The sequence below is a fragment of the Nautilia profundicola AmH genome, assembly GCF_000021725.1.
Classification (GTDB): domain Bacteria; phylum Campylobacterota; class Campylobacteria; order Campylobacterales; family Nautiliaceae; genus Nautilia; species Nautilia profundicola.
Genome location: NC_012115.1, coordinates 1,397,304 through 1,419,871, shown reverse-complemented (window position 1 = coordinate 1,419,871; position 22,568 = coordinate 1,397,304). Strand labels below are relative to the sequence as shown.

At 31.2% G+C, this 22,568-nt stretch carries 25 protein-coding genes and 1 tRNA gene; 20 read left to right on the top strand and 6 right to left on the bottom strand.

Annotated features, from left to right (window positions below; all coding sequences use genetic code 11):
• Nucleotides 1-187: 187 nt before the first annotated feature.
• From NAMH_RS07450 to trmD, 6 genes are all read left to right on the top strand, one after another.
• Nucleotides 188-949: a pseudouridine synthase family protein gene (locus NAMH_RS07450; RefSeq protein ID WP_015902771.1), complete on the top strand. Its 762-nt coding sequence runs from the start codon at nt 188-190 to the stop codon at nt 947-949.
• Between the two features lie 13 nt (nt 950-962).
• Entirely contained in the window at nt 963-2,312 is a 1,350-nt protein-coding gene (gene ffh / locus NAMH_RS07445; RefSeq protein ID WP_015902410.1) for a signal recognition particle protein, read from the top strand.
• A 75-nt stretch (nt 2,313-2,387) separates the two neighbouring features.
• Nucleotides 2,388-2,633: a 30S ribosomal protein S16 gene (rpsP, locus tag NAMH_RS07440; RefSeq protein WP_012663771.1), complete on the top strand. Its 246-nt coding sequence runs from the start codon at nt 2,388-2,390 to the stop codon at nt 2,631-2,633.
• The gene (locus NAMH_RS07435) at nt 2,633-2,875 is read left to right on the top strand and encodes a KH domain-containing protein (protein WP_012663901.1); all 243 of its coding nucleotides are present in this window, start codon (nt 2,633-2,635) and stop codon (nt 2,873-2,875) included. Before rpsP ends, NAMH_RS07435 begins: the two co-directional genes overlap by 1 nt.
• Complete coding sequence (gene rimM, locus NAMH_RS07430) at nt 2,868-3,389, top strand: ribosome maturation factor RimM (protein WP_015902573.1); 522 nt, start codon at nt 2,868-2,870, stop codon at nt 3,387-3,389. The genes NAMH_RS07435 and rimM overlap by 8 nt, the downstream gene beginning before the upstream one ends.
• On the top strand, nt 3,386-4,045 hold the full coding sequence (gene trmD / locus NAMH_RS07425; RefSeq protein WP_015902521.1) for a tRNA (guanosine(37)-N1)-methyltransferase TrmD: 660 nt from the start codon (nt 3,386-3,388) through the stop codon (nt 4,043-4,045). Before rimM ends, trmD begins: the two co-directional genes overlap by 4 nt.
• On the opposite strand, the gene NAMH_RS07420 is transcribed toward trmD, so the two are convergent.
• Complete coding sequence (locus tag NAMH_RS07420; protein ID WP_015901858.1) at nt 4,021-5,988, bottom strand: EAL domain-containing protein; 1,968 nt, start codon at nt 5,986-5,988, stop codon at nt 4,021-4,023. The two genes, trmD and NAMH_RS07420, sit on opposite strands and share 25 nt — an antisense overlap.
• Nucleotides 5,989-6,159: 171 nt before the next feature.
• On the opposite strand from NAMH_RS07420, the gene rplS reads away from it, so the two are divergent.
• The 12 genes from rplS (at nt 6,160) to NAMH_RS07370 (ending at nt 16,749) form a co-directional block, all read left to right on the top strand.
• A complete protein-coding gene (gene rplS, locus NAMH_RS07415) occupies nt 6,160-6,516 on the top strand; it encodes a 50S ribosomal protein L19 (RefSeq protein ID WP_012663461.1) in 357 nt (118 codons plus the stop codon).
• Nucleotides 6,517-6,966: 450 nt separating this feature from the next.
• Nucleotides 6,967-8,736, top strand: a complete 1,770-nt coding sequence (locus tag NAMH_RS07410) for a site-specific integrase (RefSeq protein WP_015902708.1) — start codon at nt 6,967-6,969, stop codon at nt 8,734-8,736.
• 987 nt (nt 8,737-9,723) lie between these two features.
• A complete protein-coding gene (locus tag NAMH_RS09190; protein ID WP_012663617.1) occupies nt 9,724-9,891 on the top strand; it encodes a hypothetical protein in 168 nt (55 codons plus the stop codon).
• 1 nt (nt 9,892) lies between these two features.
• Nucleotides 9,893-11,689 (top strand): hypothetical protein, encoded by a 1,797-nt coding sequence (locus NAMH_RS07405; protein ID WP_015902059.1) that lies wholly within the window; start codon nt 9,893-9,895, stop codon nt 11,687-11,689.
• Nucleotides 11,679-12,416, top strand: coding sequence for a hypothetical protein (locus NAMH_RS07400; protein ID WP_015901814.1), 738 nt, complete (start codon nt 11,679-11,681; stop codon nt 12,414-12,416). The genes NAMH_RS07405 and NAMH_RS07400 overlap by 11 nt, the downstream gene beginning before the upstream one ends.
• Before the next feature lie 135 nt (nt 12,417-12,551).
• Nucleotides 12,552-12,791, top strand: a complete 240-nt coding sequence (locus NAMH_RS07395; RefSeq protein ID WP_015902778.1) for a hypothetical protein — start codon at nt 12,552-12,554, stop codon at nt 12,789-12,791.
• Nucleotides 12,792-12,793: 2 nt separating this feature from the next.
• On the top strand, nt 12,794-13,171 hold the full coding sequence (locus tag NAMH_RS07390; RefSeq protein WP_015902003.1) for a hypothetical protein: 378 nt from the start codon (nt 12,794-12,796) through the stop codon (nt 13,169-13,171).
• A gap of 78 nt (nt 13,172-13,249) precedes the next feature.
• Nucleotides 13,250-13,399 (top strand): large conductance mechanosensitive channel protein MscL, encoded by a 150-nt coding sequence (locus NAMH_RS09185; protein ID WP_012663583.1) that lies wholly within the window; start codon nt 13,250-13,252, stop codon nt 13,397-13,399.
• A gap of 131 nt (nt 13,400-13,530) precedes the next feature.
• Nucleotides 13,531-14,883 carry a hypothetical protein gene (locus NAMH_RS07385; RefSeq protein WP_012664005.1) on the top strand — a complete coding sequence of 451 codons (1,353 nt, stop codon included), beginning with the start codon at nt 13,531-13,533 and terminating at the stop codon, nt 14,881-14,883.
• A gap of 212 nt (nt 14,884-15,095) precedes the next feature.
• Nucleotides 15,096-16,157 (top strand): hypothetical protein, encoded by a 1,062-nt coding sequence (locus NAMH_RS07380; RefSeq protein WP_012663708.1) that lies wholly within the window; start codon nt 15,096-15,098, stop codon nt 16,155-16,157.
• Entirely contained in the window at nt 16,154-16,387 is a 234-nt protein-coding gene (locus tag NAMH_RS07375) for a hypothetical protein (RefSeq protein ID WP_015902671.1), read from the top strand. The genes NAMH_RS07380 and NAMH_RS07375 overlap by 4 nt, the downstream gene beginning before the upstream one ends.
• Entirely contained in the window at nt 16,384-16,749 is a 366-nt protein-coding gene (locus NAMH_RS07370) for a hypothetical protein (protein WP_015901965.1), read from the top strand. The genes NAMH_RS07375 and NAMH_RS07370 overlap by 4 nt, the downstream gene beginning before the upstream one ends.
• Before the next feature lie 144 nt (nt 16,750-16,893).
• Here NAMH_RS07370 and groL read toward each other — a convergent pair whose 3' ends face one another.
• The 5 genes from groL to NAMH_RS07345 form a co-directional block, all read right to left on the bottom strand.
• The gene (gene groL, locus NAMH_RS07365) at nt 16,894-18,531 is read right to left on the bottom strand and encodes a chaperonin GroEL (protein WP_015902039.1); all 1,638 of its coding nucleotides are present in this window, start codon (nt 18,529-18,531) and stop codon (nt 16,894-16,896) included.
• A 10-nt stretch (nt 18,532-18,541) separates the two neighbouring features.
• Nucleotides 18,542-18,814 (bottom strand): co-chaperone GroES, encoded by a 273-nt coding sequence (gene groES, locus NAMH_RS07360; protein WP_012663595.1) that lies wholly within the window; start codon nt 18,812-18,814, stop codon nt 18,542-18,544.
• Between the two features lie 191 nt (nt 18,815-19,005).
• Complete coding sequence (locus NAMH_RS07355) at nt 19,006-20,292, bottom strand: TRAP transporter large permease (RefSeq protein WP_012663976.1); 1,287 nt, start codon at nt 20,290-20,292, stop codon at nt 19,006-19,008.
• Nucleotides 20,289-20,858, bottom strand: coding sequence for a TRAP transporter small permease (locus NAMH_RS07350; RefSeq protein WP_015902423.1), 570 nt, complete (start codon nt 20,856-20,858; stop codon nt 20,289-20,291). Before NAMH_RS07350 ends, NAMH_RS07355 begins: the two co-directional genes overlap by 4 nt.
• A complete protein-coding gene (locus NAMH_RS07345) occupies nt 20,855-21,844 on the bottom strand; it encodes a TRAP transporter substrate-binding protein (RefSeq protein WP_012663709.1) in 990 nt (329 codons plus the stop codon). Before NAMH_RS07345 ends, NAMH_RS07350 begins: the two co-directional genes overlap by 4 nt.
• Nucleotides 21,845-22,050: 206 nt before the next feature.
• Here NAMH_RS07345 and NAMH_RS07340 point away from each other — a divergent pair.
• Nucleotides 22,051-22,127 (top strand) — tRNA-Met (locus tag NAMH_RS07340).
• A 138-nt stretch (nt 22,128-22,265) separates the two neighbouring features.
• Complete coding sequence (locus NAMH_RS07335; protein WP_015902087.1) at nt 22,266-22,562, top strand: hypothetical protein; 297 nt, start codon at nt 22,266-22,268, stop codon at nt 22,560-22,562.
• The last annotated feature ends 6 nt before the right edge of the window (nt 22,563-22,568 follow it).

Below are 22,568 nucleotides of genomic sequence, written 5' to 3'. Positions count from 1 at the left end.
TCGAATGAATATTAATTCATTCTCAAACTGTATCTTAACTCGTTTTTCCTTAAAGTTAGCTTAATATAAATAAAATTTATAACAATATTATAACATTTTTTTTGATGCTTTATATTATTATTAATGTTTTTACAAAAATATAAGAAAAAGTTTTTATTTGTTATAATTTCAACAAAAAAAGGCAACAATGAACGAAAAAGCATATATTCTTTTGGCAAAACAAGAAGGTATATCTAATAGAGCTGCAAAAGAGCTTATAGACAGAGGACTTGTTTTTGCAAAAGACAAAAAAATTAAAATAGCAAGAGGGTTATTACCCATTAATACAAAATTTAAAGTTTTAAAATTTCCAAAACCGAAAAAAATTTTTGAAGATAAAAATCTATTGGCGGTAGATAAGCCTCCATATATTACAAGTGAGGAAATTGCTAAAAACTTTGGATATGAATTATTGCATAGACTTGATAAAGAAACAAGCGGTGTTCTTATTTTGGTAAAAAACGATGAGTTTAAGAAAAAAGCAATTGAAGAGTTTAAAAAACAAAACGTTTATAAAGAATATATCACATGGGTAAGCGGTATTGTGGCTGAGCCTATGAAAATAGATCTTCCTATTAAGGTGATTAAAACAAAAAGCGGTGCACTTGCAAAGATATCAAAAGACGGAGAAGACGCCGTAACCGAAATTGAACCGATTTTGGCGTTCAGAACCAAATCTAAAGTAAAAGCCGTAATCCATACCGGAAGAACACATCAAATCAGAGCACACTTAAAAGCTGTTGAACATCCTATTTTAGGTGATGAAAAGTATGGAGGAGAACCGTTTAAAAGAGTTATGTTACACCACCATAAATTTAAAATATTTGATTATAATTTTACATCGCCGGAACCAAGTGATTTTAAAATGCAAGAAGAGGTTAATACTCATAAGAAAAAAAAGAAAAAGTAGCTAAAGGAGAAGTATGTTTGATAAGATAAGTGACGGCTTTAAGAGCGCTATTAATAAAATAAGAATGAAAGATGATGAAAAAGCGCTTAAAAAAGCTTTGGATGAGCTTAAAAAGAATCTTTTAAAAGCGGACGTACATTTTAAGGTTGTAAAAGATCTTTTAAGAGAAGTTGAAGTAGAAACAAAAAAAGCCGGTATCGGGAAAGCGAACTTTTTAAAAGCACTTGATAAAACATTAACGAAAATATTAACGGCTCCAGGTAATTACGGATTTGTATATGCTTCCAAACCACCTACTGTTGTGCTTATGACAGGTCTTCAGGGTAGCGGTAAGACAACAACAACCGCTAAACTTGCAAATTACCTTAAAGAATTTAAAAAGAAAAAAGTTTTAATGGTAGCGGCGGATTTACAAAGACTGGCAGCCGTAGAACAGCTAAAGCAGTTAGCGGAGCAAAACGGGCTTGACATTTTTTATGATGAAAACTCAAAAGACCCGGTAGATATCGCAAAAAGAGGCGTAGAAGAAGCAAAAGAGAAATTTTATGATGTTGTACTTATAGATACGGCCGGGCGTCTTGCGATTGACGACGAGCTTATGAATGAACTTATTAAAATTAAAAATGAGGTTAATCCTCATGAAATATTTTACGTAGCGGATTCACTTACAGGTAAAGATGCGCTTAATACCGCAAAACAGTTTGACGAAAAACTTGATATTACAGGTGTGATTCTTACTAAATACGACGGTGATTCAAAAGGCGGTGTTGCACTGAGTATTGCCCATCAGGTAGGTAAACCTCTTAGATTTATTGGTACTGGTGAAAAGGTACAGGATATTGAAGTATTCGTACCTGAGAGAATCGTCAGCCGTATAATGGGTGCAGGGGATATTGAAGGGCTTGTAGAAAAAACATCTGCGATTATTGATGAAAAAGAAGCAAAAAAACTTACCAAAAAACTTAAAAAAGGTAAGTTTAACTATGAAGACTTTTTAAATCAGCTTGAACAGATGAAAAAATTAGGAAGTATGAAAAACCTGCTCGGTATGATTCCGGGAATGGGGAATATGCTAAAACAGCTGGGTGACATAGACCTTGAGAACTCGGCTGAGATTAAGAAGATTAAAGCAATGATAAGCTCAATGACACCAAAAGAGAGACAAAATCCTGAGCTAATTAAGGAAAGTGCGAGCAGACGTAGAAGAATTGCACAAGGTTCGGGACTTAGTATTCAAGAAATAAATAGAATTAATAAACAGTTCCAAAACGCCGCAAAAATGGCTAAAAAATTCGCCGGTAAAAAAATGCCTAATATGAATGAACTTATGAAAATGACTCAGGGCTTGAATTTTCCTAAATAATATATTAAAATTCCGAATTAATTTGTAATTGGGTAGGTTTGGGTGGGATTAAACAAAATAAACTAAGGAGTAAACGTGGTAAAAGTAAGATTAGCAAGATTTGGTAGAAAAAAAAGACCTTTTTATAGAATAGTTGTAACTGACAGCAGAAAAAGAAGAGACTCAGGATGGATTGAATCAATCGGATATTACAACCCAATGACTGAACCTGCAACTGTAAAAATGGATTTAGACAGACTTAACTACTGGTTAGGTGTAGGTGCACAAATGAGCGAAAGAGTTACAAAACTTAAAAAAATCGCTGAGGAAAACAACGCTTAATGGTTGTTGATTTCGTAACGGAGTTTGCTAAATTATTAGCTTTTGAACCTGAACATGTGAAAGTTGAGGTAGTGCCTCACGAAGACTTTGACGAAATAGTTATATATGCTAAAAAAGCCGATGTAGGTAGAATTATCGGTAAAGAAGGCTCCATGGTAAAAGCTATTAAAACAGTAATAAGCGGATGCAGAGCCAAAGAAAATAAAAATTATAAAATAACGGTGAAAACTGAAGATGAATAAAATTCCTATTGCAAAAATAGGTAAAAGCTACGGTATTAAAGGGTGGCAGAAAATCCACCTTTTAACTGACTTTCCCGAACAGTTCAAAAAAGATAAAACTTTCCCTTCTGACAAAATAGACCTCACTATTGAAAAAATAGACTTAAAAAGAGGACTTGTTAAGTTTAAAGGTATTGATACACCTGAAGATGCAAAAAAACTGACAAATAGAATGCTGTATTCTACTGAAGAGCAGACAAAAGAGGATATTAAGCTTAAAGAAAACGAATATTTCTGGTTTGATATTATTGGATGCGACGTATATGAAGACGGTGAACTGCTTGGGCGTGTTAAAGAGATAGAAAGGGCAAACGAAGCCGATTATCTTGTCATAAACACAAATCCTGAATTAATTGAAAAAAAATATCCTAAGAGATTTTTGATTGATTTTAAAAGACACGTTAAAGATGTGGATGTAGAAAACAAAAAAATCGAAGCAGACGGTGCAAAAGTTTTACTCGAATCACTGTTATGAAAATAATCTTTCTGACACTTTTTCCCAACATAATAAGTTGTTATTTTGAAGATTCCGTTTTAAAAAAAGCGCTTGATAAAGACATTTTTGAAATAGAGTTTGTAAATTTCAGAGATTATGCCGTGAATAAATATAAACGTGTAGATACGCCGCTTGTCGGAGGCGGAGCCGGAATGATTATTGATAACGAGGCTTTGAGAAACGCTCTTGATGATTTAAAATCAAAAAATCAACGTGCAAAAGTAATTTTTTTAACTCCCGTAGGTAAAAAATTTAATCAAAAAGATGCAATAAGACTTGCAAGTGAAGAGGTGCTGATACTTGTGTGTGGAAGATATGAAGGGTTTGATGAAAGGCTTATAGAAGACTTTGCCGATGAAGTTTTAAGTATAGGAGATTATATATTAACAGGAGGTGAGCTCGGTGCGCTTGTGATAGCGGATGCGGTTCTCAGAAACGTAAAAGGTGTGCTTGGAAATTCCGAATCGCTTGAGGGTGAGAGTTTTGAAAATTCACTGCTTGAGCCGCCTCAGTTTTCAAAAAAAGGTAAAGTACCTGATATTTTAAAAAGCGGAAACCATACTAAAATTAAAGAATGGCAAAAAGAGCTTTCTGTTTGCAAAACAAAATTTCATAGGCCTGATTTAATTTCTTGAGAAATTAATGGTTTGCTAAAATAATATCCTTGTGAATAATCCACTCCCAATTTATTAATCGTATTGAAAATTTTTTCATTTTCTACATATTCGGCAACTGTTTTTTTATTTTCTTTTTTTGCAAAACTTACAATAGCTTCAACAATATCCTGTTTTGTTTTGTCTATATTTATATCTTTTATTAACACACCATCTATTTTAATTATATTTGCTTTAGCCTCAATAATTCTTGTAAAATTCGAATAACCGCTTCCGAAATCATCAATTGCAATTTCCGCATTTAAATCAATAACTTTATTAATAAATTCGTTTGTAGTATGTTCAAACTGTATAATCTCATCTTCTAAAAGTTCAAATGTAATCATACCTTTTTGAGGTTTATATTTATTTAATAATGAATATATCCTGTTTCTGATTGATTCGATTAAAATATCGTTAGGAGATAAATTTATTGTAATTGGAATATTTTTCTCTCTATAAATTTTAAATGTATTGTCCAGCACTTTTATGGTTATGTTGCTGTATAAACCAGATTTTTTCGCAATATCAAGGAAATATGTGGGAGATAACATATTATTGTCTTTGTCTATGATTCTTACTAATGATTCGTATTTTATAATTTTTTTGTTTTTATTATCTATGATCGGTTGAAAAAGGGATATAACTTTGTTGTTTCTGAGAGCATATTTTATTGTTTTTAGAATTTCCATATTTTTAATGGTTTCTATTTTTTTCTTTGCGCATAATCCGTTTGCCATAATTATTCTTTGTTCGGTGTTCTCAATTTCTTCAAAACCTGTTATGGCATTTTTAAATAAATGGATGTTTCCATATGCGTAACTAATACGAATTAAAGGAAAATATTCAAAATCATTAATTATAATAGGGTTGTTGATAATGTCTTTTATGATGTTTTTGAAAATATCATCTAAATTTTCTTTTTTAAATTTTTCGATTAAAAAACCGAGCATTCCATCTTGAATAATATATTCTTCTATATTTTCAAAATATTCGTTTAAAAATTTTTTAATTCTTTTTAAGACTTTTATTTTTAATTCAGTAACCGTTTCATCATCATAAATAAGCTTTATATTATGATAATTGTCTATTTTCACTAAAACAAGCAAAGCCTCTTTTAATAATTGCAATTTATCGCTGATTAATTTCTCCGCATTTATAAAATTAGTAATATCTTTTCTTAATGCAATAAATTCTTTTATGTTACCGTATTTATCAAAAATAGGTTTAATGATACTTTCTACATAATAAGCCTCACCGTTTTTTTTACGGTTTTTTATTAATCCCTTCCAAGTTTTTTTGTTTAAAATAGTGTTCCAGAGTTCTTCAAATACTTCACTTTTCATATCCGGATGTCTTACAATGTTATGAGGTTGTCCTATAAGTTCATCTTGTGAATAACCAGATATGTCTGCAAATGCGTCATTTACATAGGTAATATTTCCTACAAGGTCCGTTTTTGATACTATTAGGCTTTCATCAACGATTGTTTTATATTGTTGAAGTAGATTAATTTGTTTTTGCAGTTCAAGTTTATGTGATAAAACATTTTTCATTGTTGAGAAAAATTTATCTAAATCAAAAGGCTTTAATAAAAAACCATCAATATCCAAATCTATCGCTTTTAACAGCGTATCCGTATCAAAAAAAGCAGATAAAAAAATCACAACTGTGTCAGGATGTGTTTTTTTTATGTGGGAGGCAAGCTCGAAGCCGTCTATTTCAGGCATATTTATATCTGTTATTACAATATCTACCGGTGTTTTTTTAAGAATTTCTATAGCCTCTTTACCGTTAGAGGCAATTAATATTGATTTGAATATTTTAGAAAAAAGTGATTTTCCTAAGTCTGTTATAAGCTTATTATCATCAACAAATAATAAATTAAAATTTTTTAATTCGCTGAGTATTTCTTTATTTGTCATACTTTTTCCTTAAGTATAGTAATTATAACAAATTTAATTGATAATCAAACTTTTGATGATGTTTACAACTGAATAAATATATGATATACGAAAATTTAAAAAATTTGGTATAATTTCACTTCAAAATTAAGTGTGAATGCCCAAAAGGGCCAATGGCACAAAGGAGAAATAATGAGAAATAAATTCATTGAAGCTTTTGAAGCAAAACAAATCGAAGGTAAAAAAATTCCTGAATTCAGACCTGGGGATACTGTTAGAGTTGCAGTTGAAATTAAAGAAGGTGACAAAAAAAGAATTCAGAACTTCGAAGGTGTTGTGATCGCAATTAAAGGTCAGGGTGCTGGTAAAACATTTACTGTTAGAAAAATCGGTGCAAACAATATCGGTATTGAAAGAATTTTCCCACTATACAGCGAAAGTATTGCAGGAATCGAAGTAGTTAGAAAAGGTAAAGTAAGAAGAGCTAAACTTTACTACCTAAGAGGAAAAACAGGTAAAAAAGCAAGAATCAAAGAAAGAAGAGATTAATTTTCCTCTTTTTTTATTTTTCAAACAAAATAGTGCCTGGCACTAATCACCTGCGGTCTACAAACTTTTATAATCAGTATTACAGCAAAGAGGCAATCTTTTTTAAATTCTGTATCAAATAAGATGAGTTCAAATTTTATAAATTAGTTTCAAAAACAAACAGAAATATATAAGAATGTTTTAGATAAGAAAGATAAGATGTTTGATCTAAATGACAGACACTAATTAAAATAAATAAAATGAAAAGGAAAGGAATGATTACATCATTCCCATTCCGAAGGGTTGAGTTTTAGCATATCAACCTTGCAAAACTACTCAAAAACCACTTTTTCCGGGCAAAAACCACTTTTTTAGCGTTATAACTTTTACTTATGTGTTCGTTTTTTTTTACAAGTCCATAGTATAATGTGTAACCAAAGGTGTAACCAAAAAAAATGAAAGGAAATAAAAATGGAAATAAAAAACAAAGATATTGTTGATATTATTTACAAAAAATTTAACAAAAGTGACAATGAAAGTAGTTTTTATGCTTTAGATGCAAAAATATATTTAAAATGTAGAAAAGGAAAAAATAAAAGCACGTATGCGTTGTATTTCAGGTTAAATAATAAATTTAAAAAAATTACAGATGTTAAACTTGAAATTATTAATGGAAATTATAAAGTTAAAGAACTTAACGAAATTAACAGGTTAGTTAATATGTTTGTAAAAAATGTTAACAGAAAGGAATATTATAACGGGCGGGTTAACCTTTCAGTTATTGAATCAGATATAATTGAACATTTTACAAATTCATACGCAAACGAAAAAACAAGACAAACATATATATTAGCATTAAAACGTATTTTAAAACATACAAATAAATTTCCGGGAACAGAAGACGAAATAACGAATTTACTTACAAAAATAAAACAAAACGCGAAGGCCAGAGGCGGTGCAAAAACACGCAGTAAAAACAATTGTAAAACTGTCGAAAAAACAATAATAACTTTACGTATAATAGCACAATACTTAAAGAACAATAAAAAGTTAATTGATAATGAAACGTATCAAACTATAAAACAATATAAATATGTTGAGTTTTTTAAGGATTGCAAAAACTTAAAGTTTACAAGTTACACGCATTTTAAAAGGCTTATTGATGCACAAAAATATTATAAAAAATTGAATGATATTATTGCTAATAGTATATTATATATGTATATTAAAAAATTTAAAGAAAAATACGATTTGGAAGATGAGTTTGAAAACTTGCATTACTATGTTAACGATGTTGTTCATTCGCCGATAGACTTTTTCCTTGATGATATGTTAAAAGAAACAGATGAAAAAAAAGTTTTAAAAAATTTAAATTATATCGGATATATTCCACGTGACTACGATATTATACGAACGGCTTATTTCGGCCTAATAGTTAAATTTTTTATGTTGACAGGTGTAAGACAATCAGATTTTTTTAGGATTAAAAATGAATATGTTGACGCAAGAAAAATAAAACTTTATGTCGAAGATGTTCCTGATGAAGACCCTCAAATTTGGTGGTGGCAAAGCAAAAATAATGAAGAATATACATTGTATTTAACAAAACATTTATTTGCTATTTTTAACACAATTTTAATATTAGGAAAAATATTAAAACAAGTTGTTAAATATAAAAAAAATACTGATAAAAATATTTTAAAATTTTATGAAGATAACAAGGACGAACAATACATTGTAGGCGACCAAAAAAATATGGACAAGTTTTTTTACAGAATTAAAAAACGCTACGGACTCGAAGGTGTTAGCGGACACGGATTTAGGCATACTATGCAGACTATATGTTCTGAGCACTTAAAAGTTGAAAACGAAGTGTTTGAGGCTCAATTTGCCCACACTTTTGAAGGGATTAAAAAACATTATTTAAAAAGTAAATATAAGCAAAAGCGTTTATCACTTTTAACGTATTATCATTTATTGCTTAAAGACGAAGCGAACGACGCGGAAAAAGAATACAACATGGAAGCTGCGAAATTCGATATAAAAATGTTTTTTTACGAAATGCGGGCTAAATACGATATTTCTGCACTTTATTTGTATGATATATTTTATTCAGTATTAAAAGACGAGTTAATAGGTTTAGGTATGACAGAATTTCATATGCGTGATAGCAAAAAAATTGACGAGCCAGTTAATAATAACAACAATAATGATGAATCCGATGATGAATATGAATTTTAATAAAATAAAAGAAAAAATCAAGAAAAAAAGAAAAGGCAGGATTCGTCCTTTTATTAAGTCGTATTTAATATTAAGTTAATAAATGTAATATTAATATTGATTTAATAATTAAGATTAATTTAATATAGGATTAATGAAAATCGTCGGAAGTCCCGAAAATACGACATTCTGTTTCTTAAGGTTTGCTTAATGTTAATTTTTGCGTTAATCTTTATTTAATATTTGATTAATTATTGTCAGACTACTTTTAATCTTTTTTTTAATTATATCAAAAAACCGGGTTTCTGAATCCGTCAAATTTTATAAAAGTGACGGACACTAAATATATAAGACTTGATATAGACGCTACCTGCCGCCGGGCTCCGATTAACTTCCGCCCGGCACTTCCGGGACACTAACATATCATAAAAAGGAAGAAACAAGAAAAGAAAAAAGGGGCGGGAACGTTGCCTTTTTCCTTTTTTCTTGATGTTATTTTATTGTTTATAGTGATAGTGTAACGTAAGTGTAACATTTGTAACATCGTGTAACATTTGTAAATGTTACACTTGAAGCTCGATATTTCGGGGGTTTGAAGTAGGTGTAACATTGTAACATTATTTTTTTAAATTATATTGTAATTTTTATGAATGGGTATTCGTTATTTTATATATATAGTTTTTCGATTTTTAATGTTACAATGTTACGTTGATATATCAACAATCCTGCAACCCCGTATTTACGGGGGTTTGCGAGGTCGTGAAATGTAACATTTTAAAAAGTTACAGAATGTTACGTTTGTTACAAAAATGTTACAAGCCTTTATTTTTCCCCATTTTTCAAGCTTGCAAGCTTTCCCGTAACCTCCGCCGGCGGAATTTTAAAAAGCCGGCGGATTCAGTTTGCTACTTTCATCAGTCTTTTTTTTTTACAACAAAAAAAAATATATAAATACTTATAAATAGGTATTGAATATTATAATTAAAAATAAACGAAAGGATTTAAACAATGGGAACAAAAAAAAGACAAACTAAATTTTACAAAACGAGTATTAATCTTAAGGATAAAACGTTATGGGAAGATTTTGTTAAATTTTGTAAAGACGAGGGGCTAATCGCGTCAAAAGTTGTCGAAAAAATGCTTATGAAATTTTTAAAAGAAAGGGGGGTAAAATAAAATGAGTAACAATATCGCTCAAGAAATAATTAAATATCGTAATACGTTTAATATGAAAAAATACGGGTTGTTTGCGGATTACGACAAGTTTCAACTCGAAAATAATCCGGCAAAACTTAAAACGTATTTAAGCGTTATTAGCGAGGCGGTGAGCAGTTTTATCAGTTTAAACAATGATATATACTATATAAATAAAACGACCGGGAAACTTGCCAAGATGAACAATAAAGATATAAGCAATTTTTTTGAAATGAAAGATAAAAACGTTGCTAATATTGTTGATAGTAGCAAGTTTGCAACGTTTATAAAACTGACAAAACAATATAAAAAGATTAAATACGAAGTTAATTTGTTTGCGGAAAAACCTGCGGTAATACTAAATGAACAAACCGAAGAAGTAATTATCGTAAGAAATTCTTTATATATAAAAGAGCCGGAAAAACTCGATATTAAAGAAGACGAAAAAGAAAAAATTATTAAAGATTATTCAAAACATTTTGAAAGCAAGTTTGAAGACTTTTTAAACTTTATAATATATACAAGATTTTTTACAGACAGAAAAAAATCATTCCTTAATTTAAACGCGGTAAGTAACTGGGGGAAAGGTTTTTTAATGTCGATATTTACAGAACTATTATCTGTCGGTTTAACGATAACAGATGAAGATTTGAAAGATAATAAAGCCGGCGGGCTTACTGAAGCGGATTTTTTAAACTCGATTGTGTTGTTTATAGATGAGTTTAAAAAATTTAGAAATCATCTTTTTAAAGTAACGCACGAATATTACGTCGAGCCTAAATTCGGGTTAAAATCAAGGGTTCCGGTATTTGCAAAAATTTTGCTTAATGCAGACAAAAGCGAATCATTCAACTATTTAATAGACGAGCAAATTTCAAACAGGGTTTTATTAATGGAAATTTCGCACAATACTAAATTAACAGACAGACCACTATACAAACAAAACAAATACAGATACAGACTTGTAATTGCAGAATATATCTATAATTACATAACAAGTAAAATTAATTATTTAATTAATTTAGGGGAAGAAAAAGCGAATATGGAAGCAGATAAGGTTCTTTCGGATATATATAAAAAATATAGTATTAAAAGTAATTATAATGTAGAAGATTTGATTAAAGAAACGATATATAATTTTCTTCTGAAAATCAAGAAAGAGCCTGAAAAAATTACCGGTAAAGAAGTTAATATTAAAAACAATATATATAATATTGATAATGCGTTTTTTATCACAAAATCGGTGGGAACTATAATGTCGATTTTGGAAAATGAACTCGATAAAGCGGAATTTTCTAAGGTGGCATATAAAAAAGGAAGTATTCTTCAGATACTTAATAAAAAAGAAAAAACAAAAAGAATCGGTGGCGTGGTTAAACGCGGAATTATTATTGATGAACTTGAAATTAACGATTATTTGAATTCATTAGAAGTGTCAGAATCATTCGAGTTTGAATCATTAAACGACTTTTTATTCCGGTTAAAACACTATATACAAATAAACGAAGCAGATTATACAATTACGGGGAACGTTATTAACTTCTATGAAAACGCGTTAATTAACAATTTAGACGCTATAAACGAAAGTATCAAAAACGAATGGAACGGTGAGGTTGAAGGTTTTTTGAAAGAATTTGCGGATAATTTGCAAATAGTAAAGCCGGAAGATTGGAACGAAAAAGAAAACGAATATATTGACCGCGAAGCGGAAAGACTATTAAAAGAAATGGAAGAAGCCGGAATGTTTATTGAAGAAGAAGGGGGAAGCGATGAGCAATAATTTAACCCCTAAAATAGCAAATGAATTGATTAGAGGCTTCCACATTTATTTGAAATACAAAAACGTTAAAGTGTCAGTTTCAGGCACATACTATATTTATAATTATAATAACAAAACATTTAAAATTGATAAAAAACAATTAGCGTTATTATTATATCGGAACGACGTTTTAGCCGTTGCTAAAAGCGTCCTCACTGCGTTAAACGCCGGGTATTTATTCCGGGAAAAACGCGAAAAAGGGAAAATTGACGTTGACAGGTTAACTTATTTTATATCCAAACTTTTTAAAACAGAAGATATCGAGTTTCTTTTTCCGGGGGAAAAAGATTCACAATTAAAACCCTCTTTTTATACAAATGATAAAAACAAAAAATTATTAAGTTATCTTCGTGTTAACCGAGTCCCTTACGTAGATAAAGACTTTTATATTAAGATAAACGACCAAAAATACACAAAATACTTTTTAAGCGATTTACAAGCAAATTTACCGCTCGATAAAAGCCTTAATTATATTACAACCGGAAGTAACAAAAGCGATATAATTGACGTTATAATTAAAGAAGTTTTGAAAAAAGATATAAAGTTAAATATTAATTACAAAACCGGTAAAGTAATAGCAAAAAGATACAATATGCAAGCAGAATTAACAATTAACGAACTTATAAAAATTGCACAAAACACAAGCATAACTAACGTAGCACAAGCAATAATTTTCCGCCTTAAATAATCCTTTTTATCCCCCTTTTTTTTATAAATAATAAAAAAAATTATAAATACTTATAAATAAGTATTTGAATATTATAATTAATTATGTATTCAAAAATAAAAAACAAAAATCCGGGAACGGGAAAGGAATTTACAAATGAAAAAAATAACATTAAAAGACAGTTATCTTTTTCACATTAAAGTTCTTGAAGCTAAATTGCAAATTAACATTAATGATTTAGAAACTGCTATTAGAATAAAAAGCGATTTAAAAGAAGATGAAGACGGGCATTTATTAAAACTAATAAAACAAAAAGAAAAAATGGCAAAAAAAGATATAAAAAGAATTGAAAAAGAATTAAAACAAATCTATAAAAAAATAGACGAAAGGTTTTAAAAATGGACGACAGATATAAAGTCGAGTTTCAAACCACCGCGTTACAGTTCCTCGCTCAAAATTATAAAACAAGTTTTGACGCGTTGTTAAAAGCATATAGTTATTTTCGTAATTATGAAAAAAAAGAAGCGTTGTATTATTTAATCAGACTTGACGAATACCTTGAACTTCTGCCGGCTTTAAATTTACAATTCCGGCAGGCGTTAAAAGAAAAAGACTTCCGTAAAATAAAAAGCATAAGTAATAAACTTTTCCGAATTACTTTGTCAGTTCAAAATGAATTTGAAACTTTAAACGCGTTTTTTACAAAGGAAAGAATTAAAAGTGCGGAAAGTATTTTAAAGTTAGAAAAAGAAAATAAAGACTTTATCCCCTTTTAATTTTTCTTTCTTTTTTTTTATCCGAAAATAAATCTTATAAATAAATAATGTAAATAAAAAACAAAGGAGTATCTAAAAATGGACGCAAGAAAACTAAACAAGTTACTGAAAAGACTTGAAGAAAAACAGAAAGAGGAAGCAAAATTATCTGCGAAAGTTGAAAAATTAAAAACAGAAATTAAAGACCTGGAAAAACAAATCCAAGAAGAATTAACCGGGAATTATTAACCCGAGCTTGCGAGGCTCACTCACATCTGCCCTGGCAGGTGTGGAGTGAGGCCTCACTCCACACCTTACGGTGTTGCGTGAGTTTTTATTCCTCGCGAGCTCGTCTAAAAAGAATAATAAAAAGGATATAAATGAGGAAAAGTTCTATAAACATTCAAAAAGCTAATCTTGGCGAATTTTGGCATAACACGCGTGAAAAAGAAACTAATAATAGTATATTTAAAGACGCGACAAACGAATACGATAAACCGGCGGAAGAAGCTATTAAACTTTATCGTGAAGATTTAAAAATAAAAAGCGAAAAATATACAGAAAGAACAGGACAAAAGTTACAAAAAAGAGCTATAACGTTGATGAATGCTTTAATAAATCTTGATGAACATCATTCACTTGAGGACGTTAAAAAGGTCGCACGTATGCTTGAAGAAAAACTTGACGTAAAAGTTTATCAAATCGCGTTACATCGCGACGAGGGGTTCATTAACGAAGACGGCAAAAAACACGTAAATTGGCACGCTCATATAATGTTTAGTGGCCTCGATAGTAACGGAAATAGTGTTAAAAGAAATAAATTAAATATACACGTATTGAGGCAGTTACAAGACGAAGTTGCCCAAATTTTAAACATGGAACGTGGACGTCCTGATAAAACAAAAAAACACGTCAATATTTATGAATATAAAGAAAGAAAAAAATCGGAAGCAGAAGCCGTTAAAAAAGAAAAAATGAAAGATGTATCAAGAGCGGAAAATTTAAAATTAAAAATGGAAAACCGAAAGTTAAAAAACGAAAACGAAACGTTAAAAAATGAGTTAAACAAATATAAACAAATGTTTACGGAATACAGAAAGGAAACCGGGAAAAATGTTTCTGCCTTGAAAAAAGAAATTTCAGAATTACGCAGGAAAATGATTCAAGCAAACCGTGACGCGGAACAAAAAATATTTACGGCGGAGGATTATAAAATTTTAAGTAATCTTAAAAAATCCTTAAACGCTAAAACGGCGGCGGAAGTTGAAAAAAAATTATCAGAACTTAAAGAAAAAATAAACAAAAAAATCCTTTTTTCAAATTCGGTAAATCTTAAAAAAACCGGAAAAAACGACTTTAATAAAAAGTTATACGTGTTTAGTAAATTAATTAATAATGATTATAAGAGCCTTAAAAGAATGGGTATATCTATGGACGATTATTTTTTTAAAAAGACGGAAGACGATGAAATTTTAGTCGGAAACAAAGATAAAAACTTATATTTAAAAGTTAGTCCGGATTCAATAACCGCGAATGCAAACCCGGCGGTGAGCGACACGGAAGTAGCCCATGAAATATTTAAACTTGCAACGGCTAACGGGAAAAATATTATGGACTTAGAGCCTCGCGGGTCGGCAGAATTTAAAAGAGCTTTTTATAATCTTCAAGAAAACTATATCGCTCAAATTCTTTCTAAAAATCCACAAAAAAATCTACACGATATTAATATTTAACTTTTTAATTTCCTTTTTTTAAACTTATAAATATATAGGTAATCCAAAAAAAATACGAAAGGAAAAACGACAATGGAAACACTATTCAAAATTATAATAATCAGTTACCTTATTTATATATATGTTAGGGAAACCTATATATATACATATAAGATAAATCCATCGGATTATAAAATCGGAAATCTTCTTAAAACATTAAAAGGGGGTCAGTAATGGAAGCAGTAAACACGAACACGACTGAAGTTTTACAAAACTTGCAAAAGTTTTTTAATGATATATCGGAAGATAAAGAAACAAAAGCACTGGTAAACGGCTATATAAAAACAAAAGATATTAATAAACAAAAACAAATAATTAATTATTTGGCAGAAAAATATAACATCGATGAAAATATCGTAAATCAATATTTTTCCTCTTTACGGGAAAAAGCGGAGCAGAAATTAAAAGAAATTGACGAACTGGATAAGATAAACGAAAAACTGTTTAAAAACCTTCAGTATAAAAGTAATGTTAAATTTTCCACATTACATATATTAATGCCGTTCCTGCTTTTAAAGAACGTCGCAGAAACGTATTCAGTTGCCGGCGAAATATGGGCGAATCAATTTAAACAGTTAGCGTTAAAACATATTAATAATATTACGTTAAAAAACGAAACAGATACTTATCTTAAAAAAATTAAAAAGTTACTTAACGACGGAAAATATGAAGAACTTGAAAAAGAATCTTTAAAAGAATTAACGTTACTTCCAGAGGAAGAACAAACATTATTAATCGAAAACCTGAAAGAAACTAAAAATGAAATTGACGCAGAAATAAAAGAAGAGGCGGGCGAACAAGTGCTTTTATTAACGCATAAAGTCACAGATAAAGACGTTAATCTTTCGGAATTAGAATCGTTTGAAAATGTAGTCGCCGAAAACTTATATAATCACGGGAATAATATTAATAGTAAGTTTTTATCGGCTACCGAACTTCTATTAAACAATAACTTAAAATATAACTTATTAAAACAAGTATTTACAAACTTAACGCCGGAAGAATTTGCAAAAATGCTTACATACGCTCACGCTCACGCAAATAGTGATATATCGAAAGATTTGTTTACAATGGCGGAAAAAGGGGAATTAAGCGAAGCCGTTTTTAATAAGGAAATTTCAAGCATACTGAAAGACCCGGAATATAAAGAACTATTTAATGATATTAAAAAAGAACTATATGGGCTTGATATTTCAGAAATTAAACCTAAAAAAGAAAGGGGGTTACAAAGATGAGTTTGATATTTAGATTTATTATATATTTTGCAAATAAATATGGTGAAAAGCAAGCAGACGAGTTGCTCGGCTTACTTATGCGTGAGTTTCCTGGAAAATGGGAAGCCGAACAATATATAAAAAAACATTATAAAAAAGAAATATCGGAAATGGAACGGGAACATAAAAAGAAAGTTAATCAAGAGCTTGAAAGGCAGTTAAAAGAATTTTTAAAAGGGTTGGAAGTATGAAAATAAAAGGCGATTCATACGTAAAGGCCGATAATAATTATTACGCGTTCCTTGATAAACTTGAGGAACTTATAGAAGAATTAAAAGAATTAACGGAAGAAATCGAAAAATTAAACGATTCATTATCCGGTATAAAGCCGGTAAAAGACAATTTTAAAGAACGTGTATTAATTAAGTTAAAGTTATTTAAGCTAAAAGAAAAAGCATATTACAATATTATGTTTATTCAAAAAATACTTCAACGTATAAACATCCGGGAGTTGGACGACGACGAAAAAGAAGAAATTAAGCAGACGGCGTTATTTGCTAAAAATACTCTTATCACTTTAAACAACATCTACAACCGGTTAGCTACTAAATAACTTCTTTCCTTTTTTTCTTGTTTAATTTATTTTTAATTTAGTAACGTTTTAGTATTATGTGTAACCATTTTTTTTAACCAAATTTTCGTTTTAGTGGGCTAAAAAGCCCGAAAAATCGGGATTTTGTGGCTTTTGGAAATGTGGTTACATCATTCCCATTCCGCCCATTCCTCCCATGTCAGGTGCTGCTGGAGCCGGTTTGTCTTCCGGAACTTCAGTTACAGCCGCTTCAGTTGTAAGAAGCAGGCTTCCTACTGATACAGCGTTTTGTAAAGCAATTCTTTCAACTTTTGTAGGGTCGATAATTCCTGCTTTGAACATATCAACATATTCACCAGTTGCTGCGTTGAATCCTGTGTTTTCATCAGCTTCTTCAACTTTCATAGCAACGATTCCAGGCTCGAATCCTGCGTTTTTAGCAATTTGTTTGATTGGTGCTTTTACTGCTTGTTTTACAATATCAACACCGATTTTTTCATCAGCGTCTTCTACGTTTACGCTAATGTTTTTAGCTGCTTTAAGGATTGCTGCACCACCACCGATAACGATACCTTCTTCAACAGCCGCTTTAGTTGCGCTAAGTGCGTCGTCAACTCTGTCTTTTTTCTCTTTCATTTCAGTTTCAGTTGCCGCACCGACTTTGATTACAGCAACACCTCCGCTTAATTTTGCAAGTCTTTCTTGTAATTTTTCTCTGTCGTAATCGCTTGTTGTCTCTTCAATTTCTTTTTTGATTTGAGCGATTCTCGCTTCAATAGCCGCTTTATCGCCTCTACCGTCAACGATTGTAGTGTTTTCTTTATCAACTACAACTCTTCCAGCCTGTCCAAGGTCTGCCAATGTTGCGCTCTCAAGTGTTCTACCAAGCTCTTCAGAAATTACCTGACCGCCTGTTAGGATTGCGATATCTTGAAGCATTGCTTTTCTTCTATCACCAAATCCAGGCGCTTTTACAGCACATACGTTTAGTACACCTCTTAGTTTATTTACTACAAGTGTTGCAAGAGCTTCGCCTTCGATATCTTCAGCAATAATTAATAACGGTTTGTTTCCAGCTTGAACCATTTGCTCAAGTAACGGTAATAGATCTTTCATGTTGCTGATTTTTTTGTCGTATAGTAAAATATATGCGTCATTTAGTTCAGCAACCATTTTTTCAGTATCAGTTACGAAATATGGTGATAGATAACCTCTGTCAAACTGCATACCTTCAACTACTTCAAGTTCGTCTTGAAGTGATTTACCTTCTTCTACAGTAATAACACCGTCTTTTCCTACTTTATCCATAGCTTCGGCAATAAGTTCACCGATTTTTTTGTCGTTGTTAGCTGATATTGTCGCAACCTGAGCGATTTGTTCTTTGTTTTCAACAGTTTTGCTCATTTTTTTAAGTTCTGCGATAATAGCTTCAACTGCTTTATCCATTCCTCTTTTAACCGCTACAGGGTTTGCACCCGCAGTGATGTATTTTAGACCTTCTTTGAATACTGCATGCGCTAAAACAGTTGCAGTAGTTGTACCGTCACCTGCTTCATCTGCAGTTTTGCTTGCAACTTCTTTAACAAGCTGTGCACCCATGTTTTCTACAGGGTGTTTAAGTTCGATTTCTTTTGCAACAGACACACCGTCTTTTGTAATGTGAGGTGCTCCGAAACTTCTTTGAAGTAGAACGTTTCTACCTTTTGGACCCATAGTTACTCTAACTGCGTCTGCGAGTTTTTCAACACCCGCTAATAATTCATTTCTTGCTACATCGCTGTATACTACATCTTTTGCTGCCATTTCACCCTCCTTATTCTATAATTCCAAGAATATCGTCAGTATTTAATACTAAATATTCTTTTCCTTCGATTGTAATGTCTGTTCCGCTGTATTTTGCAAATACTACTTTATCACCTTCTTTTAAAGGTAAATTTTCATCTTCTTCCACTTCTTTTGAAATAGCTACTATTTTACCTTCAAGTGGTTTTTCTTTTGCATTATCAGGTATAATAATTCCGCTTGCAGTTTTAGCTTCTTCTTCAACTCTTTCTACTAATACTCTTAGTCCAATTGGTTTAAACATTTCCGCCTCCTTTAGCAGTTATTTATTTTAACTGACGGAATTATAATAGAAAAAAGCAAAAAAGTCAATATTTTTTAGCTACAAATTTAAAAAATTTTAGTTACTTCTACTAAACTTATATGAATTAATTTAATTAATTTTTTACATTATATAATATAAATTATGAAATTGAAAAAGGCAAAAAGGGAGAATCAATTGCCCATCATGACTTCCGGAAGCCATAAAGAGATTTGTGGGATGTAAGTAATTAGCAATAAACCTACGAAAATAACGAAAAACCAAGGCATTACGGCTTTTACTACCTCTTTGATAGACAGTCCGGTAATACCGCTTGCAACGAATAGATTAAGTCCTACAGGAGGGGTTAACATACCGAGTTCCATATTGATTGTAATTATTACACCGAAGTGAATCGGGTCAATTCCAAGCATGGTTGCCACAGGTAATAAAAGTGGTACCATAATCATAATAATTGAGCTTGGTTCCATAAAGTTCCCTGCTATAAGAAGCAATATGTTAACTGCCACTAAAAACATTATTTTATTAAGATGCATTTGAACCACAAAATCGCTAAGCATCTGAGGGATGTTTTCAAGTGTTAGAAAATATGCGAATATTGATGCGTTTGCTATGATAAACATAATCATTGCACTCGTTTTTGCACTTTCCAAAAACACCGTTTTAAGCTCTGTGATTTTAATGTCTTTATAAATAAATATTGCTATAAATAAAGCCCACACCGCACTCACAGCTGCAGCTTCCGTTGGAGTAAATATCCCTCCGTATATACCGCCTATAATGATTACGATGGTCATAAGGGCCCAGAAGGATTCTTTGAATTTTTTCCATTTTTCACTCCAAGGGGCCGGTTCGGTTCTTTTGAAACCCAGTCTTTTTGCACCGATATATGTTACAGCCATAAGCATGAATCCTATTAAAAGACCCGGAATAATACCAGCTATAAACAACTTACCGATACTGACTTCCGCAGTAACACCGTAAATAATCATAACAATGCTCGGAGGAATTAAAATTCCTAAACTTCCCGATGCGGTAATGGTTCCTACCGCATAGCTTTTAGGATATCCAGCAGCGGTAATGGCGCCGAACATAATTGATCCGATTGCCGCAACTGTCGCCGGAGAACTTCCGGAAACCGCAGCAAAGATAATACTTGCGAAAATCGCCGCAATCGGAAGACCTCCTGGTAAATGTCCTACGAATGTTCTGGCAAAATCAACTATTCTTCTTGCGCTACTACCTTTACTAAGTAAATTACCAGCGAGTATAAACATTGGAATAGCCATAAGAGCGTATTTGTCAAGTTTTGAAAATACGGCACTCGCAAGGTCTATTAAACTTTCCGGTCCTTCAAAAAAATAAGAAGTTATAAAAGTTGAAGCACCTAATGCAACTCCGACGGGAACACTTAAAAAAAGAAGCAGAAAAAATATTCCGAATAATACACCAACTATCATTTTTTAACCTCTCTCATTTGTAACTCCATCTCCTCAATAATCATTTCGTGTTCCGTTTTTGTTACCACTTCTTCTGCCGGAGTTTTGATTAGTTCAATTGTTTTTTGAGTAATTCTATATGCAGCGGTTACAAAAGCTATAGGAATTACAATATAAGGAATCCACATAGGAATATTTAAATCCACACTAACTTCTCCGCTGGCTTTAAGCCCGAAATCCGGATCAAATATAAACAGGTAACCGTAATATGCAACTGCGAGTAAATAAGCCAAAGTAATTAAGTGTGCCAAAAGTGAAGAAAATTTTGCTAATTTTGCAGGTAATATGTCTAAAAGTATCGTAACTCTTATATGACATTCTTTTCTAAAGCAGTAACTTGCACCGAAAAATGCTGACCATATAAATAAATAATTTGTAAGTTCAAATGCCCAGTCTATACCTTCATGAAATACAAATCTTGCTACAACGTTTATAAAAGCCAAAAGCACTCCTGCGGCTATGCCGAAGGAGGCTATAAATTCATTTAGCAGTCCGATAATTTTATCAAGAATATCTAAAATTTTCATTCACCGGCTTTGATAGCTTTTTCAATAAGATCTTTTCCAATCATACCGTAGAATTTAGGATAAATGCTTCTTAATTTTTTAACCCAAGCCTGTCTTTGCTCTTTAGTTAGTTTTATGATTTGAAGTTTTCCTGTTTTATCAGCATATGCTTTGATTTTTGCGAATTGAGAGTCGTTTAGTTCTTTTGCCCATACTCTTTCTTTTTCAGTAGCTTCTTTCATTGCCTGTTTTACAACTTTTTTCATATCTGCCGGAAGTTTGTTCCAGAATTTTTTACTTACAACTACCATGTAACCAAGATATCCGTGATTAGAAATTGTCATATATTTTTGCACTTCATAGAATTTTTTAGTGTAAATATTTGAAATAGTGTTTTCCTGTCCGTCAACAACTCCCTGCTGAAGTGCAGAATAAACTTCACTAAAAGGTAAAACTACAGGGATAGCACCAAGCGCTTTGAACTGCTCGATTAATACTTTTGAGCTCATAACTCTGAATTTAAGACCTTTTGCATCTTCAGGTTTTATAAGAGGTCTTTTTGAATCTGTTAATTGTTTAAACCCGTTATCCCAATATGCAAGGGCTACGTATCCTTTTTTGTTAACCATATTAAGTAGTTTTTGTCCTACTTCTCCGTCAAGTACTTTATGTAAGTGATTGTCATCGTTAAACAGGAACGGTAAATCGAAAAGTGCTAACTGAGGTACAAGTCCCGTAAATTTTGAAAAACTCGGAGCCGCCATCTGTACAGCGTTGAACTTCATTTTTCTAAGAACAACTTTGTCTCCACAAAGCTGAGCGTTTGGATATACTTCAACCTTGATTTTCCCGTGGCTTAGTTCAGCAACTCTTTTTGCGAAATAATCAGCCGCTTTACCTTTTGGAGTATTCGGTGATACAACATGTGAAAATTTGATTACATAATCAGCTGCAAAAGACATACTTGCCGCAACCGCTATACTTAATAATCCTTTAAAAACTTTCATTTTTTCTCCTTTTTTTTATCAATTATAGCATTTTGGATTTATTTAAGACTTCTTTAACGATAATAAAAATTAATATGTTACGTTTGGTAACTTAATGTTGATATACAAGTATTACTAATCAGGTTTCTTGAATATTTGTTGTAAAAAAAGAGATATTTTCTTGAATTTTAAAAAAAAAGTGGTTATAATTTCACTCCACATAACTTGGTGGGGTAGCTCAGCTGGCTAGAGCGCCGGTCTCATAAGCCGGAGGTCGGGAGTTCAAGTCTCCCCCTCACTACCATTTAAAACTGCTAATAATAGTGTCTGGCACTAAAACTGAATGATTTTATTTTATCAATATTAATTTTAATTGACATTACAATTATATCGGGCTATAATTATTAAAAGTATTCTCGGTTTAAAGGACTGCTAAAATAATATGATCTGGTGTAATAAAGATAAATATAATTTTATAAGTAAGTTGTTAAAGACAAATGCAAATAAAGAAGTCCAATATTTGAAAAACCTTTTAGAAAGAGAAGAGGTTGATGACAATGTAAGAGCATTGGTAAATAAATTTTTTTTAATAAATAATAATTTCGATCTCCAAGAATTTGTAAAAAATCAATCTTTCTTCGAATATGATTTTACTGATGAAATGTTAAGCAATGATTTTCTTGAAAATAAAGACAGTGTTGCTTACGCTATTATTGAAGCTATCTTATCTCAAAAATAATTAAGG

What these genes read in the sequence shown, in the direction of transcription:
- NAMH_RS07450 (WP_015902771.1), top strand. Translation starts at nt 188, where the DNA reads ATGAACGAAAAAGCATATATTCTTTTGGCAAAACAAGAAGGTATATCT.
- ffh (WP_015902410.1), top strand. Translation starts at nt 963, where the DNA reads ATGTTTGATAAGATAAGTGACGGCTTTAAGAGCGCTATTAATAAAATA.
- NAMH_RS07435 (WP_012663901.1), top strand. Translation starts at nt 2,633, where the DNA reads ATGGTTGTTGATTTCGTAACGGAGTTTGCTAAATTATTAGCTTTTGAA.
- rimM (WP_015902573.1), top strand. Translation starts at nt 2,868, where the DNA reads ATGAATAAAATTCCTATTGCAAAAATAGGTAAAAGCTACGGTATTAAA.
- trmD (WP_015902521.1), top strand. Translation starts at nt 3,386, where the DNA reads ATGAAAATAATCTTTCTGACACTTTTTCCCAACATAATAAGTTGTTAT.
- NAMH_RS07420 (WP_015901858.1), bottom strand. Translation starts at nt 5,988, where the DNA reads ATGACAAATAAAGAAATACTCAGCGAATTAAAAAATTTTAATTTATTA.
- rplS (WP_012663461.1), top strand. Translation starts at nt 6,160, where the DNA reads ATGAGAAATAAATTCATTGAAGCTTTTGAAGCAAAACAAATCGAAGGT.
- NAMH_RS07410 (WP_015902708.1), top strand. Translation starts at nt 6,967, where the DNA reads ATGGAAATAAAAAACAAAGATATTGTTGATATTATTTACAAAAAATTT.
- NAMH_RS09190 (WP_012663617.1), top strand. Translation starts at nt 9,724, where the DNA reads ATGGGAACAAAAAAAAGACAAACTAAATTTTACAAAACGAGTATTAAT.
- NAMH_RS07405 (WP_015902059.1), top strand. Translation starts at nt 9,893, where the DNA reads ATGAGTAACAATATCGCTCAAGAAATAATTAAATATCGTAATACGTTT.
- NAMH_RS07400 (WP_015901814.1), top strand. Translation starts at nt 11,679, where the DNA reads ATGAGCAATAATTTAACCCCTAAAATAGCAAATGAATTGATTAGAGGC.
- NAMH_RS07395 (WP_015902778.1), top strand. Translation starts at nt 12,552, where the DNA reads ATGAAAAAAATAACATTAAAAGACAGTTATCTTTTTCACATTAAAGTT.
- NAMH_RS07390 (WP_015902003.1), top strand. Translation starts at nt 12,794, where the DNA reads ATGGACGACAGATATAAAGTCGAGTTTCAAACCACCGCGTTACAGTTC.
- NAMH_RS09185 (WP_012663583.1), top strand. Translation starts at nt 13,250, where the DNA reads ATGGACGCAAGAAAACTAAACAAGTTACTGAAAAGACTTGAAGAAAAA.
- NAMH_RS07385 (WP_012664005.1), top strand. Translation starts at nt 13,531, where the DNA reads ATGAGGAAAAGTTCTATAAACATTCAAAAAGCTAATCTTGGCGAATTT.
- NAMH_RS07380 (WP_012663708.1), top strand. Translation starts at nt 15,096, where the DNA reads ATGGAAGCAGTAAACACGAACACGACTGAAGTTTTACAAAACTTGCAA.
- NAMH_RS07375 (WP_015902671.1), top strand. Translation starts at nt 16,154, where the DNA reads ATGAGTTTGATATTTAGATTTATTATATATTTTGCAAATAAATATGGT.
- NAMH_RS07370 (WP_015901965.1), top strand. Translation starts at nt 16,384, where the DNA reads ATGAAAATAAAAGGCGATTCATACGTAAAGGCCGATAATAATTATTAC.
- groL (WP_015902039.1), bottom strand. Translation starts at nt 18,531, where the DNA reads ATGGCAGCAAAAGATGTAGTATACAGCGATGTAGCAAGAAATGAATTA.
- groES (WP_012663595.1), bottom strand. Translation starts at nt 18,814, where the DNA reads ATGTTTAAACCAATTGGACTAAGAGTATTAGTAGAAAGAGTTGAAGAA.
- NAMH_RS07355 (WP_012663976.1), bottom strand. Translation starts at nt 20,292, where the DNA reads ATGATAGTTGGTGTATTATTCGGAATATTTTTTCTGCTTCTTTTTTTA.
- NAMH_RS07350 (WP_015902423.1), bottom strand. Translation starts at nt 20,858, where the DNA reads ATGAAAATTTTAGATATTCTTGATAAAATTATCGGACTGCTAAATGAA.
- NAMH_RS07345 (WP_012663709.1), bottom strand. Translation starts at nt 21,844, where the DNA reads ATGAAAGTTTTTAAAGGATTATTAAGTATAGCGGTTGCGGCAAGTATG.
- NAMH_RS07335 (WP_015902087.1), top strand. Translation starts at nt 22,266, where the DNA reads ATGATCTGGTGTAATAAAGATAAATATAATTTTATAAGTAAGTTGTTA.